This window comes from Cytobacillus sp. FSL R5-0377, from assembly GCF_038004385.1.
GTDB lineage: Bacteria > Bacillota > Bacilli > Bacillales > Cytobacillaceae > Cytobacillus.
The window spans coordinates 2,877,541-2,895,479 of the sequence record NZ_JBBORA010000001.1; the positions used below are offsets into that span (position 1 = coordinate 2,877,541).

The 17,939-nt window shown below is 38.7% G+C and carries 17 protein-coding genes; 10 read left to right on the top strand and 7 right to left on the bottom strand.

Annotated elements, in window-relative coordinates; genetic code table 11:
* Positions 1-6: 6 nt before the first annotated feature.
* The 3 genes from NSQ49_RS14695 to NSQ49_RS14705 form a co-directional block, all read right to left on the bottom strand.
* Complete coding sequence (locus NSQ49_RS14695) at positions 7-306, bottom strand: hypothetical protein (protein WP_251283344.1); 300 nt, start codon at positions 304-306, stop codon at positions 7-9.
* Positions 307-403: 97 nt separating this feature from the next.
* Positions 404-1,450, bottom strand: coding sequence for a C40 family peptidase (locus NSQ49_RS14700; protein WP_251283343.1), 1,047 nt, complete (start codon positions 1,448-1,450; stop codon positions 404-406).
* A 146-nt stretch (positions 1,451-1,596) separates the two neighbouring features.
* Positions 1,597-2,475, bottom strand: a complete 879-nt coding sequence (locus NSQ49_RS14705; protein WP_251283342.1) for a helix-turn-helix transcriptional regulator — start codon at positions 2,473-2,475, stop codon at positions 1,597-1,599.
* Between the two features lie 367 nt (positions 2,476-2,842).
* Here NSQ49_RS14705 and NSQ49_RS14710 point away from each other — a divergent pair, with 367 nt between their 5' ends.
* A complete protein-coding gene (locus NSQ49_RS14710; RefSeq protein ID WP_251283341.1) occupies positions 2,843-2,995 on the top strand; it encodes a hypothetical protein in 153 nt (50 codons plus the stop codon).
* A gap of 44 nt (positions 2,996-3,039) precedes the next feature.
* On the opposite strand, the gene NSQ49_RS14715 is transcribed toward NSQ49_RS14710, so the two are convergent.
* Both NSQ49_RS14715 and NSQ49_RS14720 read right to left on the bottom strand, forming a co-directional pair.
* Positions 3,040-3,183 carry a hypothetical protein gene (locus tag NSQ49_RS14715; RefSeq protein WP_341070750.1) on the bottom strand — a complete coding sequence of 48 codons (144 nt, stop codon included), beginning with the start codon at positions 3,181-3,183 and terminating at the stop codon, positions 3,040-3,042.
* Between the two features lie 40 nt (positions 3,184-3,223).
* Positions 3,224-4,111, bottom strand: a complete 888-nt coding sequence (locus NSQ49_RS14720) for a helix-turn-helix domain-containing protein (RefSeq protein WP_251283340.1) — start codon at positions 4,109-4,111, stop codon at positions 3,224-3,226.
* 650 nt (positions 4,112-4,761) lie between these two features.
* Between NSQ49_RS14720 and NSQ49_RS14725 the strand changes: the two genes are divergently transcribed.
* On the top strand, positions 4,762-5,007 hold the full coding sequence (locus NSQ49_RS14725) for a hypothetical protein (protein WP_251283339.1): 246 nt from the start codon (positions 4,762-4,764) through the stop codon (positions 5,005-5,007).
* Positions 5,008-5,285: 278 nt separating this feature from the next.
* Positions 5,286-7,298 carry a penicillin-binding transpeptidase domain-containing protein gene (locus tag NSQ49_RS14730; RefSeq protein WP_251283338.1) on the top strand — a complete coding sequence of 671 codons (2,013 nt, stop codon included), beginning with the start codon at positions 5,286-5,288 and terminating at the stop codon, positions 7,296-7,298.
* 46 nt (positions 7,299-7,344) lie between these two features.
* Here NSQ49_RS14730 and NSQ49_RS14735 read toward each other — a convergent pair whose 3' ends face one another.
* Positions 7,345-7,587, bottom strand: coding sequence for an excalibur calcium-binding domain-containing protein (locus NSQ49_RS14735; protein WP_445662639.1), 243 nt, complete (start codon positions 7,585-7,587; stop codon positions 7,345-7,347).
* A gap of 180 nt (positions 7,588-7,767) precedes the next feature.
* Between NSQ49_RS14735 and NSQ49_RS14740 the strand changes: the two genes are divergently transcribed.
* The 4 genes from NSQ49_RS14740 (at position 7,768) to NSQ49_RS14755 (ending at position 14,436) form a co-directional block, all read left to right on the top strand.
* On the top strand, positions 7,768-8,796 hold the full coding sequence (locus NSQ49_RS14740) for a processed acidic surface protein (RefSeq protein ID WP_251283336.1): 1,029 nt from the start codon (positions 7,768-7,770) through the stop codon (positions 8,794-8,796).
* 1 nt (position 8,797) lies between these two features.
* Positions 8,798-9,463, top strand: coding sequence for a class D sortase (locus NSQ49_RS14745; RefSeq protein WP_251283335.1), 666 nt, complete (start codon positions 8,798-8,800; stop codon positions 9,461-9,463).
* Between the two features lie 162 nt (positions 9,464-9,625).
* The gene (locus NSQ49_RS14750; protein ID WP_251283334.1) at positions 9,626-12,460 is read left to right on the top strand and encodes an Ig-like domain-containing protein; all 2,835 of its coding nucleotides are present in this window, start codon (positions 9,626-9,628) and stop codon (positions 12,458-12,460) included.
* A gap of 236 nt (positions 12,461-12,696) precedes the next feature.
* Positions 12,697-14,436: a glycoside hydrolase family 26 protein gene (locus tag NSQ49_RS14755; RefSeq protein ID WP_251283333.1), complete on the top strand. Its 1,740-nt coding sequence runs from the start codon at positions 12,697-12,699 to the stop codon at positions 14,434-14,436.
* Between the two features lie 124 nt (positions 14,437-14,560).
* Here NSQ49_RS14755 and NSQ49_RS14760 read toward each other — a convergent pair whose 3' ends face one another.
* Positions 14,561-15,361, bottom strand: coding sequence for an SGNH/GDSL hydrolase family protein (locus NSQ49_RS14760; protein ID WP_251283332.1), 801 nt, complete (start codon positions 15,359-15,361; stop codon positions 14,561-14,563).
* 208 nt (positions 15,362-15,569) lie between these two features.
* On the opposite strand from NSQ49_RS14760, the gene NSQ49_RS14765 reads away from it, so the two are divergent.
* From NSQ49_RS14765 to NSQ49_RS14775, 3 genes are all read left to right on the top strand, one after another.
* A complete protein-coding gene (locus NSQ49_RS14765; RefSeq protein ID WP_251283331.1) occupies positions 15,570-16,310 on the top strand; it encodes a YveK family protein in 741 nt (246 codons plus the stop codon).
* A gap of 22 nt (positions 16,311-16,332) precedes the next feature.
* Positions 16,333-17,004 (top strand): CpsD/CapB family tyrosine-protein kinase, encoded by a 672-nt coding sequence (locus NSQ49_RS14770; protein ID WP_251283447.1) that lies wholly within the window; start codon positions 16,333-16,335, stop codon positions 17,002-17,004.
* A gap of 98 nt (positions 17,005-17,102) precedes the next feature.
* Positions 17,103-17,864: a tyrosine-protein phosphatase gene (locus tag NSQ49_RS14775; protein WP_251283330.1), complete on the top strand. Its 762-nt coding sequence runs from the start codon at positions 17,103-17,105 to the stop codon at positions 17,862-17,864.
* Positions 17,865-17,939: the final 75 nt, after the last annotated feature.

Genomic DNA, 17,939 nt, shown 5'->3' on the forward strand with positions numbered 1-17,939 from the left:
TATAGTTTAATAATAGGGATCTTCCTTACCGGACCGGACCCTGAACAGGATGCCGACAAACAGGATTAAGGCTGTAACCAGCCACACAATCATAAAGGCTGAGCCGAGTGTAATGGAATTGCTTGCGTAATTCCTGCCTAACTCGATATACACTATATATACAAGGGGGACTGCGTTCAAAAGGAAAAAAACAATAATCGCAGCCAGCTTGCCCGGCGTTTGATGCTGAAGCTTGGAATAAATTAAAAGAAGACTCGATAATAATAAAGATAAGGACAAAAATGTAATAATGCCTACGATATTCAATTGATCTCCTCCTTTAGACCCCGCTATTTATAGTATTCTTCAAAATATAACTATATTCCTTCCAGAATATGAAAAAAGACACCTGTAAAAAGGTGTCCTAGTAAAATCTCTTAAATCCATCAAAATGTTTCTTCCAATACGAATTATCCAGACTGGAGACTTCAACGCCTGATGAGCCAGCGTGAATAAATTTATTATTTCCAACATAGAAGCCTAAGTGAGAAATGCCTTTTTTATATGTATTTTCAAAAAATACTAGATCGCCAGGCTGTGGTGTGCTCACATAAAATGAACGGCTGTAGTAGCCTTCTGAAGAGTAGCGTGACATCTTAGAGCCTGTCTGCTTTAAGACATAATAAATGAACCCGCTGCAGTCAAAGCCTGAAGGAGTTTGGCCGCCCCATTGATAAGGAACACCAACATGCTTTTGGGCTTCGGCAAGAACAGAAGATGAAGCAGGCTTTTCCTCTTTAACTTCCGTGCCTGACTGATCATTGGCACTTGAATCACTTGAATTCTGAACAGCTTGTACCTTTAATTTCTGTCCAACTAAAATAAGGTCAGAATTTAAGTTATTCAGCGCTTTTATCTGTTTGACAGTTGACTTATGTTTGGCTGCAATGCCACTCAGGGTATCTCCGCTCTTCACGACATATACTGAATTCCCTGATGGTGCAGAAGAAGCAGGGGGTGCAGAGACAGATGTTTCATTCTGCTCTTCCGAAGTGCTTCCAGCAGACTTGGACACTTTAAATACCTGCCCTGGAAAAATTAAGTGGCCGGTAAGATTATTCAAAGTCATTAAGTCTTTTAGACTCATATTATGCTGTAAAGCAATCTTGGAAAGAGTATCTCCTGACTTTACAGTATATGTACTGGCACTGGGAGCGGGAGTTGCTGGTTTTGGCTTGCTGGTTTCCTGCTTAGTGCTGTCACCTGGAACCTGGAGTTTTTGGTTAATAGAAAGAAAATCAGAATGTAATCCATTCAGATTCATAATCTCTTTAACGGATGTATTGTATTTAATTGCAAGGTGATAAAGCGTATCGCCCTTTTTCACGACATGAGTATCGGCGGAAGCCTGGGCGGCAAATGCGGAAGAAAGCATCGCAGCTGCTGCTATAGAGACCATCTGTTTTTTCACTTTTCCGGTTCACTCTCCTACTATACATTTTTAGATAATTCTACCACATATATCGTCCAAAAAGATTATATTTTTACAATGTTATACAAAAAATAGTAGGATTTTATACTAGTGTCGTTTTTTGTCAAATGACTGGTTGTCTAATTTTAACTGTTGCTGTCGAATTTTTTTATTTTTCCTCCGATATAGTCGTTATATCTGTCATTTTTCTGCAGATGAAAAATATCAAGAGCCTGTGCCATATATGATTTTGCCAAAACAAATTTCTTTTGAAGTTCATAATTGAATCCAATATGGTAGTGAAGCTCGCCCAAAAGAAAGAGAAGGTCCTTTTCGATGCATACCGAGATGGCTTCTTCACATAAGCGGATTGATTCCTGATAGTTTTCAAGTTTCGTATATGTTTTAGCAAGATTATATAGAAGTCTGCTGCGAATAGTTTCATCCTGGAGGTAAATGATCTCGTTTAAATGCCTGATTGCTGAGAGATGAATGTCTTTTGCATCAAGATAACAGCCGTTTTCATAGAAGAAAATTCCCTTGCTTATCAGGATTTCAATTTCTCTTTCTGCCCAAACCTTATCAAAAGTCAGATTAATAGCTCTGTCAATTATAGAATGGGCCAATTCCGCTTCATGATGAACATGGTAGAGATAAATGGCTTTATGCCAAAGAAGAAGCTGCAGATTTTTCTTATTGGCAGCAAAGAGAGGATTCTTTTCTTCAGCTTCGACAATTTCCTTTATGAGAGGATAATTAACATTTCTTCTCGCCTGTTTTAACTGGTTTATAACTTCCTGTATATAATCTAGTCTTGGCGTTGTGCCAAGGTCAAAGAAGTAATTAATATCGACTCCAAGACGCTGGGATATGAAATAGAGAGTTGAAGCCAGAGGCAGCACATCTCCTTTTTCAATTTTGCTTATTTGTGCCTGGGTACAAATATCTTTTGAAAGCTCCTTTTGTGACAATCCCAATGATTTTCTCAATTCTCTTATCTTCATGCCTATTGCTGAAAAGTCCATTCTCACACACCCTAAAAATATTCTTAAAGTTATATTTTCTAAGAAAACATGCATTTTCTGCAGAATTATAGCTTAAAAATCGATTTAAAGCTTAATAACCAAAAATTCAAAGAGATTTAATTTATGATTAAATGGTTATATCCAATATGTTACAGGATCGATAAGGACACGCTCAACTGTCTTAGCTCTCAGCCCTGAACATGGTAAGGATATTAACTTTTTGAACAACATCCTTAAAATCTCCATTTGCCGCTTCCCCGGGAAGTGGCCTTTTTTTGAAAAAGATTGGTAAAATATTGTCAAAAGATGAAGAAGGTAATAAAATGGTGTCTATAAGAAAGCGATAGGAAATTAGGAGGATAGCAGATTGGAAGAAATAAAGGAATCAGCTTCTGTACATAGTCTTTTCTTTGATGTGATTACAAAAGCCTATGAAAGAGGAACTGCTGATAAGGAGCTCAGTGTGAAACAGCTGCTTATGGACATTGAAGACGATTTGCGGAAGATTATCACGGATTAATAATAAAAAAAGCACTTTCGCAAAAGAAAGTGCTTTTCTAAACATTAGTGCTGAGTGGGCAAGCCCATTGTTGAAAATCCTGGGCTATGCTGAGTAGGAAGTCCATCAGTAGTTGCTCCGCCAGAGAAAACTGCACCTAAAGCAAAAACGGATAGTGCCAAAGTCACAGTAGCGAAAAACTTTTTCATGACTATCATCCTTTCAATTTTACTATTAAACAAGAAAATATTAACATTTTTCGAGTAGTTTTTCTAGCTCGACTTCTACTAATTGTACGAATCTTTGGTTGTTTTGGAGTAAAAAGATATCTTTCGACTTATTAATATATTCAATCCCTTTATCCACTTTATCTATTTTTATATAATTTTCCCCCGATTGATAGTAAAACTCCCCAAATAAATAAAGAAGTTCATTGTTAATACAGTCCTTTATGCCTTGATTGCTGTATTTAAGGGAAATTTCATACTCTTCTCTGGCTGATAGGGTTTGGGAGAGGCCATAGAGAATCCTTAGCTTTGCTTTGGGATCAAGGATATGAGGCAAAGATTCGAGGTTTTCGAGGGCTAATTCGAAGATTTCTTTAGCCTCAGCAAATTCCTCTTCCTCAAATCGGATTATCGCGATGCTTGTTAGAATTTCAATTTCCCGTTCTGTAAGATTCATGCGATCAGGGTTGGTTAAGTCGATTGCTGTATAAAGTGTGTTAACAGAGTTATAGACATCTTTATTTAAATAGTAAATGCAGATCCCTTCATGCCACATTAAGAACTGTTTGTGAGAAATATGCTTGAAAATGGGATTTTGGCGTTCTCTTTTAATAATGTCATAGATAGCCTGGTAGTTTCTTTCCCGCTTGTATTTTTTTATCAGTTCAAAAACAGCGGTTACATAATTAAACGTACTAGAGGAGGCATAGTGAAAAAAGTAATTCACTTCGACATTTAATTTTTCAGCTAATTCATACAGCTGGTCGAGTGCAGGGTATTTCTTTTCTTTTTCAAATAAATGAAGGTCCTCTACAGTGCAGGTTCCCTCAGCAAGCTCCTCAGGGCTGAGCTTTTTGTATTCACGAAGAGCCTGGAGTATTTCTCCGAAACTAATTTCAGCAATGCTCATAACTCTCCCTCCTTTTCTATAATAATATGCCAAAAATTCCACTTTCATCAACTGTTTTTCATAGCTGCTGTGACTTATGTTTTGTAGGGAAATTAAATAAACAACGAAAAAAGTCATAAAACAGTGCTTCTTGGCGAAATAATAGTTCTAAATTCCTGTAACCAGTGCAAAAACCAACGCAAAATTTAGAATTTTGTAATAATAATGTAATAGAATTACTAGGTGAAAGTAAATAGAAATAAATTGGAAAAAGAAATCTATTGTTATTTTATCTTCAAGATATTTACGAGAATTTTAAGCAAGAACCGAAACTTTTTACTATCAATGCACATATTTATTTTAGACCTTACTAGTAAAAGGAATTGACCACATCACAGAGGTGATGAGCATAATTTAAAGCTATGAAAGGTTAATTTGTCAGAGAACCAAAAAGTGAAATAGTAAGAGTATAATTTGGGAGACTGAGACTCTTTTTTATTCGCCAGTGAGCATTGTGGGATAATCAAGTGACTTTGCTGCTGAAAGTAATGTTTATGCATACTGCCTATCTGTTATAGGTATTCCTAATAGACCTTTTAAATAGAACTTTCTGAAAATTATAGTTTGATTGTTTTTTAGTGGGGAAATGGTTTAATAAGCGGGAAATAAAAATGAAGGAGGAGACTTATTTGCGCCCTTTATTTGGATCAGTTGAATATTTCGAAGAGAAAGTAAAAGATTACATTGCTAGTAAGCAAATAAAGAAAAACAAAAATGAACACGTATCTAAAATCGTTTCACAACTAGAAAATGAAATTCGCTATGACTTCACTTGCCACACTCGCATCAAAAAAGAATGCCTCGAAAACCTCTATAAAGTTTCCAACAAAGCTTCGTCCAGCGCATTAAGTAGATGAAATCTCAATAATATTTGTGACAGCTGCATCTAGACCCTCCATTAATAGTTGGTTCTGTTTCGCCGCAAATTTATATTTACTGGCATTGGAAATTTAGTTTGCTGCAATAATGCGGAGATTCAGAACCATTTCAGATAATAATATTAATGCCTTTACAATAAAAATGGTTATCCATGTATGCAATTTTTCCCCTATCAACTGATATACTAAAAATTTGAAGGGATTGTTATGGAATCGCTCCCATCATAAATGGTAAAATGTAGGAAGGGGGGATTACCATGAAGAGATGGTTGATTTTACTTATTTCTATTTTATTCTTGGCAGGCTTGAGCGGATGTAATAAAGAAGTTAAGCCTCAAGACCGTTTTGCCCAGTATGTTGAGCATTGGAATAAGCAAGAGTTCGATAAAATGTATGGATTCTTATCAGAAAGCGCCAAGGAGTCTATCAGCAAGAAGGACTTTGTGGCCCGCTATGAAAAGGTATATAAAGATTTAGAGATTAGCAAGTTGAAAGTTACATATAAACCAGATATGGAAAAAGAATATAAGAAGGAAGAGAAGGCAGATCTTCCGTTTTCAGCATCAATGGAGAGTGTGGCGGGGAAAATTGAATTCACTCATGATGCCACCTTGGTAAAAGAAGAAAAAGAGGAAGAGGAGAGCTGGTTTGTTGCATGGGACACGACCTATATTTTCCCGGAGCTTGGACCTGAGGATAAAATCAGCTACAGCAACATTCCTGCACAGCGGGGGGATATAGTGGACCGCACAGGTGACCCGCTGGCTTTAAACGGAACTTTATATGAAATTGGTGTTGTCCCTGAGCAAATGGAAGGCCAAAAGGAGCAGACAATTAAAGGTCTCTCATCCGCCTTGGGCATCTCGGAAGAACAAATCAACAAGAGCCTGAATGCAGCCTGGGTACAGCCCGGCTACTTTGTGCCAATAAAAAAAGTGTCACCAGATGACAAGGCAACACTGGATAAAGTGTTTGCCCTTAAAGGTGTGGTGAAACAGGATGTAAAAGGAAGAATCTATCCTTTCGGTGAAGCATCAGCACACTTGGTTGGCTATGTAGGTCCTATTACAGCTGATGAACTAAAGAAAAATGAAGGAAAAGGATATTCCACCACTGATATAATTGGAAAAAGAGGGCTGGAACAAGTTCTTGAGGAACGGCTGAAAGGAACGAACGGTGTCAAAATCGGCATCACCAAGAAAGATGGCTCTGAAGTTGTACTGGCGGAAAAGCCTGTAGAAAATGGCGAAACGATTGAGCTGACGATCGACATCACCCTCCAGAAGCATCTATATGAAGAATTGAAAGGAAGTCCGGGAACCTCGGCAGCAATTGACCCGGTTACAGGTGATGCGCTTGCTTTAGTCAGCAGTCCAAGCTTCGATCCGAATGAGGCTTCGCTTGGATTTACCGCTGATGAGTGGAAACAGCTAGAAGAGAACAAAGATATGCCGCTCATGAATCGATTCAAGCAAACCTATGCTCCTGGATCAGTAATGAAACCAATCACAGGAGCAGTTGGTCTATCGGAAGGGACACTGACACTTGATGAAACGATTCAAGTGAAAGGCCTAAAATGGCAGAAGAGCAAATCATGGGGCAGCTATCAGGTAACACGTGTTAAGGATCCGAACGGGCCTGTTGATTTTGAAAAAGCGATGATGTACTCAGATAACATCTATTTCGCAAAAGAGGCTCTTGATCTTGGGAAAGAGAAATTTTCTGCGGGCTTAAAGAAGTTTGGCTTCGACGAGGAGATTCCATTCCTATTCCCAATTGAGAACTCACAGATTGGCGGTCTCGACAGTGAAATTAAACTGGCAGATTCAGGCTATGGACAGGGAGAAGTGGAAATGAGTATTCTCCATCTGGCAGCATCCTATACGCCGATTGTAAATAAAGGCTCTCTCATTAAGCCAGTATTATTGGGAGAAGAGGAAAAAAGTCAGGTGTGGAAAGAAAATATTATCAGTGAGGAGACAGCCAATACGGTAGAAGCGGCCATAACCAAAGTGGTTCAGGACCCTTCCGGGACCGCTCGCTCTGCGAATATGAAGGATTACCCGCTTGCCGGAAAAACAGGCACGGCCGAGCTGAAAAGAAGTGCTGAAGAAAAAGGACAGGAAAATGGCTTGTTTGTTGCCTATAATCCAGAGGCGCCAAAACTGCTTATCGCCATGATGGTGGAAGGCGTTGAAGATAAAGGCGGTTCAAAGGTTGTTGTTGATAAGGTAAAGAAGGTATTTGAAAAAAATAAGGGCCGATTCTAAAAAGGAAAGGGGATGCAGAAGGCTGCATCCCCTTTATCTGTCTCAATCATCGTTCACAGGCAATTTTGTCCTTATCCCGGTCCTTAGACTTGTTAGCATCATAGAGTTTGGCGGATATATATGGCTTATATTTGGTTTTGCCGCCTTTATTCTTAATGCCCGCTGTCCGGGCTACTCCGCCTTTATAGTCTTTATTCAGCTCTGTGCAATTTTTATATGTTTTGATTTTGGCAGTTTTGGCTGCAGCTGCCGGGCTAAAAGACAGTGAGGCTAAAAGGCATAGTGTAATAATGGCTGATAACCATTTTTTCAAAATAATTCCTCCCATTTTCCTAAATATGTAATAAATATAAATTGATTTTATCAGAAGTTCAATGATAATTTTAATCTCTTAAATTGTTTATTGTAAAAAATAGGAACAGGAAATATAATATAGAGGTATTGAAAAAATGGTGAAATGAGGAAGATTATGAGGAAATTAGGCGTTATTCTATCAACTTTAGTCTTAATTTTCAGTCTTTTAGGACCTGCCGCTTCAGCTCAGAGTCCGGAATTTGAGGAAGAATTTCAGCAGTATTTAAGCGATATTAGCGCAATCAGGGGTTTTGAAGTTACTAGAGATGACATCGAAATGGTTCTTTCGATGTATGATGAATCTATTGAAGATTATGATTCTGTACAAGAGCTTAGTGATTCCCTTGGCGAAGTAATTAAATCTGACTTAAGCAACATTCAATTTATCTATGAAGATTATGCGTTGAACGAAGAGTCGTTAAGAAGCTTGCTTGCAGAATTTGGTGAAGAACTGGAGGATTACATTTTTGTTGGTGATCTTGAGGAGAGCGTATTTTTTTATACCTCAGATGAGTTTGTCGATGAAGATATGATTCTGGAACTATTAGAAGTTTTCAAGACCGAGTTTGATTTAACAGATGAAGAGATTGAGAGATTGAAGAATCATCTCATTTCAATAGAAGATGACCTTCTTAGCCCGGAGACCATGGAGCGGCTGGAGGGATTGTCTTATAGAATGATGGCTATCGGAGAATTTGATGAGACAGGAGAACTGAGCTCCGATCAGGTAGAAGAATTGCTGTCAATCTTTGATGAATTGCTGTCTATTTATCAGGTAAAAGCAGAGTATACCCTAATTACTAAGGATACTGAAAAGAACCTGACCCTCCTTGAACTTGTTAATATGAAAGAATTGATCAATGCCAAGCTGAAAATCAGCATTTATAATCTGACAGGCGATTTCCTGGCAGATATCATCATCACTGGTGAAATGTTTGATTCAGATTTGATTAAAGAAACAGGCAAAGATATTACAAAAGCGGCGGAAAAAGTGGAAAAGGTGAAAAAGCCTATTACTGAAAATAAAACAGTAAAAGGCGGAAAGCTGCCAAATACAGCTTCAAATAATCTCATATTCGGGGTTCTTGGATTGCTCGGGATTTTAATTGGCACGACCCTGTTTCGAAGAGTAAGGGAAAGATAATATGAGGCAGGAGAAAGGCCGGAAGATTAGAGAAGTCAGCCCCAGAAAGCGGCTGCTTCTTCTTTTCTTTAGTTTGAGCTTAATTGTGCTGGGACTTTGGTTTACTACGACAAGCGTCTACAAAGTTGGAAAAGGGTATATCTCTTATAAAATGAATGCGCCTGAAAGAGAAATGGAGCTAAAGAAAGAAGTCTCTGCAGCGGGAAAAGTGGAAGAGGAAGAGGAAGAAGAAGAAGAAAAGAAAGTTTTATATTCGGAAAAGCCGAAAATTGGCGAGGAAATCGGTGAGCTGTACATCCCAAAAATCAAATCTGTCCTGCCGATTATCCATGGCACAGATGAAGATGAGCTTGAAAAAGGTGTAGGGCATTATGCCGATAGTGTAATGCCGGGGGAAAAAGATAACTCAGTCCTATCTGGTCATAGAGATACCGTGTTTAGAAGGCTGGGTGAAGTAGGTGAAGGCGATATTCTGGAAGTAACAACAAAGGCTGGAACCTTCGAGTATCGTGTCAATAAAGTGCGGATTGTGGATGCGGACGATAGGACAGTCATTGTCCCTAAACCGCGGGCCATGCTGACAGTTACAACCTGCTACCCATTTGATTTTATTGGTGATGCACCACAAAGGTACATTCTGGTTGCCCATCTCGTATCCAAAAAATAATAGATATTCTAAGTCTCCTAAATAAGGGGACTTTTTTTATAGAAAAAATTTTCTTAAGTCTATCTTTCGACATTCATTAGATAAATACTCCTATATAATATACATATTCTACTAATTATCGTGCAGGTAGATTGATTGAATTTGAGCAGTGGAGGAAAAGAGATGAGTCAGTTTAAAAGGGTAGTATGTCTGTTTCTGGTATTGATTCTCGCAGTACAGCCCATCACAGTTCTTGGGATGGAGAAAGCAAATGCGGAAAAAGCAAGCCATCTGAAGGAGGCCATTCAAAGGGAGGGAACTCCCAAAAAGGTTAAAGAGGCATCAAAAGATATTAAGTCTGTTACAAAGGATGACTTTCCTCTGGTGGAACCTGGTAAGGCTGCAGGCTCTTTAATTGATAGTAAAAACAAATATCATCACATTTGGTATAAAAATATACTGGATTATACTGACTCCAAGATGAGTGTAGATTTATATTATGAATCTTCAGCTGCATATAATAAAGACCCTATCATTTCGATTGAGTTTTATAGTGAGAAAAATGATGCATTTGAATTTCTGGGTTATACAGAATTTAATGTAAACGGCACACAATATGCAAATTTAAGTTCTAGGATCGATAAAGCACCATTTATGGACCAGAAGTATATTTATATTCTCTTAGGCGTTTCTAAAAGTGTTACTGCTGAATATTATACAGACGCTTTTTTATTTAAACTGAAAAATCCATTCTATAAAGCTGAAGAAGAAGGACCCTCAAACAAATATGCCATCATCAGCAATGAATCCGTTATTGGGGAATCCTTTCAAAGCACCGGGCAGTTCTCTATCAATAATAATAAATATACGTTTAATAAAAAGCTAAAACAAGATGCGTTTAGATTAGATGTTAAGAAGCCCTTTGATGTAAGGAAAAATAAAGGGAAGCAGCTGGGGAGTTATAAAAGCAAAAGATCAGCTTATCAGCTGGGACAATCGAAGAATTTCTGGGTGTACGACTATTCCTCCTATACAGATTACCAGATAAATGCAACACTGCTCTATTCCGGGTCAAAAGCGAATGTGTGGGTAAATAATAGCCAGCTGACACAAAAGCAGGCTGAAGACCTTGGCAAAGAGTTTGATACAGGCATACATCCCCTAATAACGAATCACTTCGCTGGTGAATCGGACGTGAATGGGGACGGGAAAATTAATGTTCTTGCTTATGATATCCAGGATGGATTTAATGGAAGCGGAGGTTATATAGCTGGATACTTCTATCCGGGGGACCTGTATAATATTCCGTATTCCAATCAATCAGAGATCTTCTATGTGGATACCTATCCGCTAATGGGAACCGGTGGAGTGAAAGATCCTTCAGCATCCTATGAAACGCTGGCGCACGAATTTCAGCATATGGTCAACTTCAACCAGAATGTTTTTATAGAAGGCGATGAAGAAGGCATGGATATCTGGCTAGATGAAGCCCTGGCCATGGCAGCAGAACAAGTGTACACAGAAAAGCCGCTGAATGACAGGATTGATTATTACAACTATTCCAATTCAATTTCCAAAGGACACTCACTGCTATATTGGGACTATGATGGCGACACACTTGCTAACTACTCACTATCCTATTTGTTTGGACAGTATGTAAAGCTTCAGGCGAACAAAGGCAATGACATTTTTAAAGAAATTTTGAAGGATTCCAATAATGACTATAAGGCAGTAGAAAATGTCATGAAGAAGTATGTGGACCCGTCGCTTACATTCGGGAAGACAATGACGAATTTCCGGGCAGCACTTCTGCTGAAAAAGCCGGAAGGACAGTATGGGTTTAATGGGGAAAAAGTTTTCGATGCCCTGCAGCCGAGATTATATTCAGGAACATCCACCTCTTTAAGGGGCGGAGGTGCTATTGTTACTCAGGCCACTGCTAATATGTCAATCCCAGCGAATAAAGGCGAGGATATTACTTATACCTTTGTTGGGGAGGAAGAGGATACGACTCCGCCGTCAGCGCCAAAAGTAGTCCCGGTTAGGGACTATGATAAAAAGGTAACTGGCCAGGCAGAAGCGGGCTCAACAGTGACGGTGAAAAAAGGTTCGTCCATTCTTGGAAAGTCAGCAGCAGGAACTGACGGAAAATTTAGTGCAGCTTTAAAAGCATCGGAAAAAGCAGGGACAGTCTTAACGATTACCGCCACTGATAAGGCAGGCAATGTGAGTAAGGCAGTAAGTATTACGGTACTGGATAAAACAGCCCCTGCAGCACCTAAAGCAGACCCTGTAAAAGATTATGACAAAAAGATAACAGGAAAAGCGGAAGCTGGTTCCAAAGTGACAGTCAAGAAAGGCAGCAGTACACTCGGTTCGGCTGCTGCTGATCAAAACGGAAAGTTCACAATAAGCTTGAAATCTGCACTTAAAGCTGGCACTATCCTGGATATAATCGCAGCAGATAAAGCGGGAAATGTAAGCAAAATCGCCAAAGTTACAGTTTTGGATAAAACGGCTCCTGCTGCTCCAAAGGTAAATGCAATAAAAGACTCTGATAAAAAAATTACTGGAACAGCAGAAAGTGGCAGCAAGATTACTGTGAAAAAAGGAAACACAATACTTGGTACAGCTACAGCAGCTAAAGATAGGAAGTTCACCGTCACAATTAAATCTGTACAAAAGGCTGATACCGTTTTATATGTAACGGCAAAGGATAAGGCCGGCAATATAAGCAAGGCAGCAAAAATTACGGTAAAGGACAAAACGCCGCCAAAGACGCCTTCCGTTAACAAGGTGACATCATCATCAACAAAAGTAACTGGAAAAGCTGAAGCATATTCAACTGTATATGTAAAAGCTGGTTCTAAAGTAATAGGGTCTGCTAAAGCAGCCAAATCAGGCAGCTTTTCTGTAAAGATAGCCAAACAGAAAACAGGAAAAACCCTTTACGTTTATGCTAAAGACAAGGCAGGAAACACCGGTAAGTCGGCAAAAATAACAGTAAAGAAGCGATAAAAATTGAGGGGAAAAGGCAGCGGCCTTTTCTCTTTTTACGTTATCCTGAATGGAAAAAGCCTAGGCTCAACTCCTGTCTTGGTGAATAATGATAACAGCATTGAAACATCCTATTTACAAACATTTTCTAAAAATTTACAGAATCTTTACAGCTGTCCATCAGGCACATTGATAGAATAAAGGTATACTGCCCAGAACGGTCTTATGGACAATTACTTGTAAAGAAAGGATTTCTGATGATGTCGAAACGAAAGCTTGTAGTATCTGTTGTAACTGCGCTGTTCCTTATTTGCCTATTTGGAATCATTATTATAGAGCCGGCTGATATCTGGAATAGAATTAAACATAACAGTGAAGAAATGAAAATTGGTTATTCGGACAATGTGGTATATGACGGAAATCATTATAAATTACTTCATCCTATTGGTGAAAAAAACGGTTCCCTCTATATATCCCTGCCTGATTTAAAAGCCATCACGTTAGTGAAAACAGAGGAAAATGAAGATGAACTAACCATTAGTTATAGGGATAGAAGTGTCACTTATAAAAATGGAGTAAATCAAGATTGCAATTTGGCTAAGGATGAAATGTGCGGATATGAACTAATAGACGGCATTATCTATGTTCCCGATCAGTCTGTCGAAAAATATTTGGGGCTTGAAATGGATTTTTTTTATGATAAGCAAACGAACACCATCTCTATTAAAAGTCCAGAGGAGCAGGTGAAAAAAACGTATGATCAGGAACTGGGCTCGACCATTTTTGTACATAAGGAAAATGTGCCAGCGGAAAAATATGAACCAAGAAGCGGCATTTACCTGGGCGGCTATGTTTTGCAGGATGAATATATCAATACGAGCATGAACACATTCAACAAGCTTGCAGAAAAAACACATGCATCCTATTTCAGATACGTCGGGTATGGAAAGCCATTTCCCAAGAAGTGGGCTGAAGAAGTCATCAGGGCTGGCGGCTTCCCGCAGGTAGCATGGGAGCCGAATAATGGACTCGATGAAGTGAAGGATAATGAGTATTTGAGGCAATTTGCAAAGGATGCAGGTGAATTAAAGGTTCCAATCCTTTTGCGCTACGCCAGTGAAATGAACGGAACCTGGACTTTTTATTCCGGTCATTCCGAGCAATACATCGAGAAATGGAAACTGGTCCATGATGTGATGGAGGAAGAGGCCCCTAAGGTCATGATGCTATGGAATGTCTTCACCATGCCGGAATCTACAATTGCTGAATTCTATCCGGGTGATGAATATGTCGATTATGTCGGCGTGAATATTTATAATGTGTTCTATCATAATGATAAAATCGAGGAAAAGTCAGATTTTGAAGACCCGCTGCGGTTATTGGACTATGTCTACAATACTTATAGCCATAAAAAGCCCATAGTCATTGGCGAGTACGGGGCAACCAATTACACCATTACAGATGGGCAGCATCATGATGAATTCGCCGTTGAAAAGATAACCAGAATGTATAAATACCTTCCAGAACTATATCCGCGTGTTAAATTTATTTACTATTTTGATGTGAATAACCTGGTTAATGCGCCGGAAGGAAGGAAAATCAATAATTACGCCATTACAGAGAAAAAGAGTATTCTCAATGCATACTCAGACAATATAAAAACAGATCGTTATTTATCAAAAGCAGAAGAACGTCCAGACAAGAATGAGACTTATTCGTATAGAGACTTTCTCTTTTTCTATGATGGGAAATTATACGTGGATCTTCAGTTTGTACGGGATTATCTGGATATGGATGTAAAAGAAGAAAATAAACAAACATATGAAGTAGCTTACAAAGGAGAAAGCCTAAAAGTAAAACAGGAGATTTTGAAAATAGACAAAGCTGCTTTTTTTGAAAAGAGAGTGATAAAGGGTCTTCCTTTAAAGGAAATTCTAGATCATTTCGATATGAGTTATGAATTTCGAACTGGAGACTTGCATGTTTTTATTGAGTGAAAAGGCTGACTGTGTGTATACTTCAATATTGAGCGGTTGCATGAAAGCAGTCGTGTATAGGAAGGCTACAAGTCTGAGAAGTATTTTAAAAATAAAAAATGCAAACCGAAACGGTTTGCATTTTTTATTTATTAATGAAGTAATCTGTAATGAAATCACTCCACAGCTGATGTCCTTGTTCGCTGGGAATTTCATTATCCTCAGACAAGTAAGAAATAATCTCTTCAGATTGTGGATCTGGCCAGACTGACCAATGATCCAGGTATGGGATCTCGTTTGCCTCCGCAAATTTCTTTAACTCCTCTACCTGGAGCGGATAATAACTGGCATCATGAATAGGGTTTGGCGGCTGCAGAATAAACACAGTATAAGGAGTGTCAGTCTTAACAGTTTCAATCCACGTTAAAATATTAGCATGGGAGTCCTCAATTCTTACCTCGCCATTATCCTTTAATGTAAAAGGCTCTAACAGGACGAGATCAGCTTTCTCCTCAATGATAGCGGAAGCTTGATTCTGACTGCTGAACTGCATGGAAGTACCGTCAAAGGCTTGAATGCCGACTTCTATATAATTGCCGTACGCCTTTTCTAGCTTTTCCTTTGTTAATGCTGCCCATCCTTCATTTTCTGTTCCTAAAGCATCTGAACCTACGATCAGTACCTTGAATGGAATTTCTTCTAGGAACGTTTGTTCAAATCTTCTCTTAGCTTCTTCAGGCCAATTCTTTGAAAGTTTATTAAACTCATCAATACTTATTTCATCAGCCGCTTTATCTTTTTTAGATGCATTCTCGGCCTTAGTAACTGTTTTCACTGGCTTTTCTGTCTCTGTTGAATGAACCGTTTTTTCCTTCCAATGGGAGTTTCCTATATAAAGGACAACCGCACAGGAAATGGAAAGAAGGATAATTAATAATTTTTTCATAATAACCTCCAATAAAGGAATAGGGTTGTATATGTAATAAATTCCAGTTTTTAAATGCATCTATCAAAAAATTACATTTTATAGTTAAATAGGATGAGTGATAACAATTTATTTACATTTTCATTAAAATTATGACAAAAATTTACGGATTAAGCAATATAATATGATATAATACTTTTTGTTTTTACATATTATTAGGAGGATATCAATGGAAGAAACAATTAGTCTAAAAGAACTATTCCATACATTGAAAAAGAGAATGGCACTCATTTTAGCTGTTACGATTGCTGCTGTTATGATCAGCGGAATAGTCAGTTACTTTTTTCTAACCCCAATATATCAATCTTCTACTCAGATTCTAGTAAACCAGGCAAAAGATGAACAAAGTGTATATAGTGCAGGTGAAGTTCAAACCAACCTGCAGCTGATCAATACCTATAATGTCATTATTAAAAGTGCGGCTATTTTAGAATTAGTTAACGAAGAGCTCAAGCTTGATATGACAACGGGTGAATTGAACCAGAAAATTACGGTTCAGAGTGAACAAAACTCGCAGGTAGTAAATATATCTGTTCAGGATGAAGATCCAAAAAGAGCAGCTGATATCGCCAATACCACAGCAGAAGTGTTTCAGAAAGAAATCGTAGATATTATGAACGTTAATAATGTAACCATTCTTGCAAAGGCGGAGGTAGGCGAAAATCAGGCTCCAGTTAAACCGCAGCCTCTTTTAAATATCGCCATTGCATTAGTCGTTGGCTTAATGGCTGGTGTAGGTTTAGCGTTTTTGCTTGAATATCTTGATAACTCGGTTAAGAACGAAGAAGATATTGAAAAAACGGTGGGTCTTCCAGTCCTTGGAGTAATAGCCCAAATGGAGGACACTGCTGAAAATGGAAGCCGTTCCGACCGCAAAACAAGGTTAAGGGGTGAGACTGTTGGTTCTTAAAAAGGGAGAAAAGAAGAAAGTAATGGAGCATAAGCGGAAGCTTGTTACAAAGAACGATCCCAAGTCTCCAATTTCAGAGCAGTACCGGACCATCCGGACAAATATTCAATTCTCATCTGTGGATGAAGAGATTCGCACTATTATGGTTACTTCATCAGGTCCGGGAGAAGGGAAGTCAACAACGACGGCCAATCTTGCGGTGGTTTTCGCGCAGCAAGGCAAGAAAGTGCTCCTCGTCGATGCTGATTTACGAAAGCCAACAGTGCATTATACGTTTAACCTAATGAATACCAGCGGATTAACAAGTGTGCTCACAAACCAGATGACGCTTATGGAATCTGTTAAGGCGATCGATATGAAAAACCTATCCATTCTTCCAAGTGGCCCAATTCCGCCAAATCCATCTGAATTGCTGGGATCAAAGGCAATGGATTACTTTATGAAGGCAGCCCTGGAGGAATTCGACATTATCTTATTTGATACTCCGCCTGTTTTAGCAGTAACAGATGCTCAAATCCTTTCGAATAAATGTCAGGGTACCATTCTGGTAGCAGGCAGCGGGAAGGCGGAAAAGGATCAACTGGTAAAAACAAAAGAGCTATTAGAAGCAGCTCAAGGGAAGCTATTAGGAGTCGTATTAAACAACAAGAAAATGAAAGAATCACAGCATTACTATTATTACGGTGCGAATTAACAAGATTCGACAAATTACACCCTTTACCGTATTGAAGTTAAAATGGTAACATGACAGAAGAAGGATATTTTTGTCATATATTGAAAGGAGTGGTAGAAATGATTGACATACATTGTCATATCTTGCCGGGATTAGATGATGGTGCCCAAACGATTACAGACAGTTTGGACATGGCGGAAGAAGCGGTCAGAGAGGGGATTTCCTCCATCATTGCCACTCCTCATCATAACCAAGCCTATCATAATACAAAAGATGAAATTATCCTTGCGGTTAATGATCTAAATAATAGGTTGAAAGAGGCAGCAATTCCATTGGATATTCTTCCAGGACAGGAAGTTCGAATTTATGGAGAAATAGTAGAGGGGTTAAATAATGGAGAGATTCTCTCCCTCAGTCACTCTCAATATATCTTTATTGAATTTCCATCTAATCATGTGCCGAGATATGCTGAAAAACTCCTGTTTGACATACAGCTTCAGGGATTCATTCCAATCATAGTTCATCCTGAACGGAATAAGCAGTTAATGGAGCAGCCCGATCTATTATATCGATTTGTTGAAAAAGGCGCGTTAACACAGGTGACGGCCTCAAGTTTTTGCGGGTATTTCGGAAAGAATATTAAAAAGTTTTCTGAGCAACTGATTGAGTTTAACTTAACTCATTTTATTGCCTCTGATGCTCATAACGTGAAGAATCGCACGTTTAAAATGGCTGAAGCATTGGACATAGTCAATTCTAAATATGGACCTGATATGGTTTATCTTTTCAAAGAGAATGCAGAGCTCCTAGTTGAGAACAGCAATATAATGAAAGAACTGCCTGAGAGAATTAAGCGCAAAAGGTTCCTTGGCATTTTTTAATCATTGCATGTTGTATAGGACTAGGCGATGCCTCCTGGCCTTTATCAATGGAGGCACTCGGCCATGCTGTGGGTG

Bases quoted from the DNA above. Each gene is read 5' to 3' on its own strand.
- NSQ49_RS14705 (WP_251283342.1), bottom strand. From the start codon at position 2,475: ATGGACTTTTCAGCAATAGGCATGAAGATAAGAGAATTGAGAAAATCA.
- NSQ49_RS14715 (WP_341070750.1), bottom strand. From the start codon at position 3,183: ATGAAAAAGTTTTTCGCTACTGTGACTTTGGCACTATCCGTTTTTGCT.
- NSQ49_RS14720 (WP_251283340.1), bottom strand. From the start codon at position 4,111: ATGAGCATTGCTGAAATTAGTTTCGGAGAAATACTCCAGGCTCTTCGT.
- NSQ49_RS14725 (WP_251283339.1), top strand. From the start codon at position 4,762: ATGAAGGAGGAGACTTATTTGCGCCCTTTATTTGGATCAGTTGAATAT.
- NSQ49_RS14730 (WP_251283338.1), top strand. From the start codon at position 5,286: ATGAAGAGATGGTTGATTTTACTTATTTCTATTTTATTCTTGGCAGGC.
- NSQ49_RS14740 (WP_251283336.1), top strand. From the start codon at position 7,768: ATGAGGAAATTAGGCGTTATTCTATCAACTTTAGTCTTAATTTTCAGT.
- NSQ49_RS14745 (WP_251283335.1), top strand. From the start codon at position 8,798: ATGAGGCAGGAGAAAGGCCGGAAGATTAGAGAAGTCAGCCCCAGAAAG.
- NSQ49_RS14750 (WP_251283334.1), top strand. From the start codon at position 9,626: ATGAGTCAGTTTAAAAGGGTAGTATGTCTGTTTCTGGTATTGATTCTC.
- NSQ49_RS14755 (WP_251283333.1), top strand. From the start codon at position 12,697: ATGATGTCGAAACGAAAGCTTGTAGTATCTGTTGTAACTGCGCTGTTC.
- NSQ49_RS14760 (WP_251283332.1), bottom strand. From the start codon at position 15,361: ATGAAAAAATTATTAATTATCCTTCTTTCCATTTCCTGTGCGGTTGTC.
- NSQ49_RS14765 (WP_251283331.1), top strand. From the start codon at position 15,570: ATGGAAGAAACAATTAGTCTAAAAGAACTATTCCATACATTGAAAAAG.
- NSQ49_RS14770 (WP_251283447.1), top strand. From the start codon at position 16,333: ATGGAGCATAAGCGGAAGCTTGTTACAAAGAACGATCCCAAGTCTCCA.
- NSQ49_RS14775 (WP_251283330.1), top strand. From the start codon at position 17,103: ATGATTGACATACATTGTCATATCTTGCCGGGATTAGATGATGGTGCC.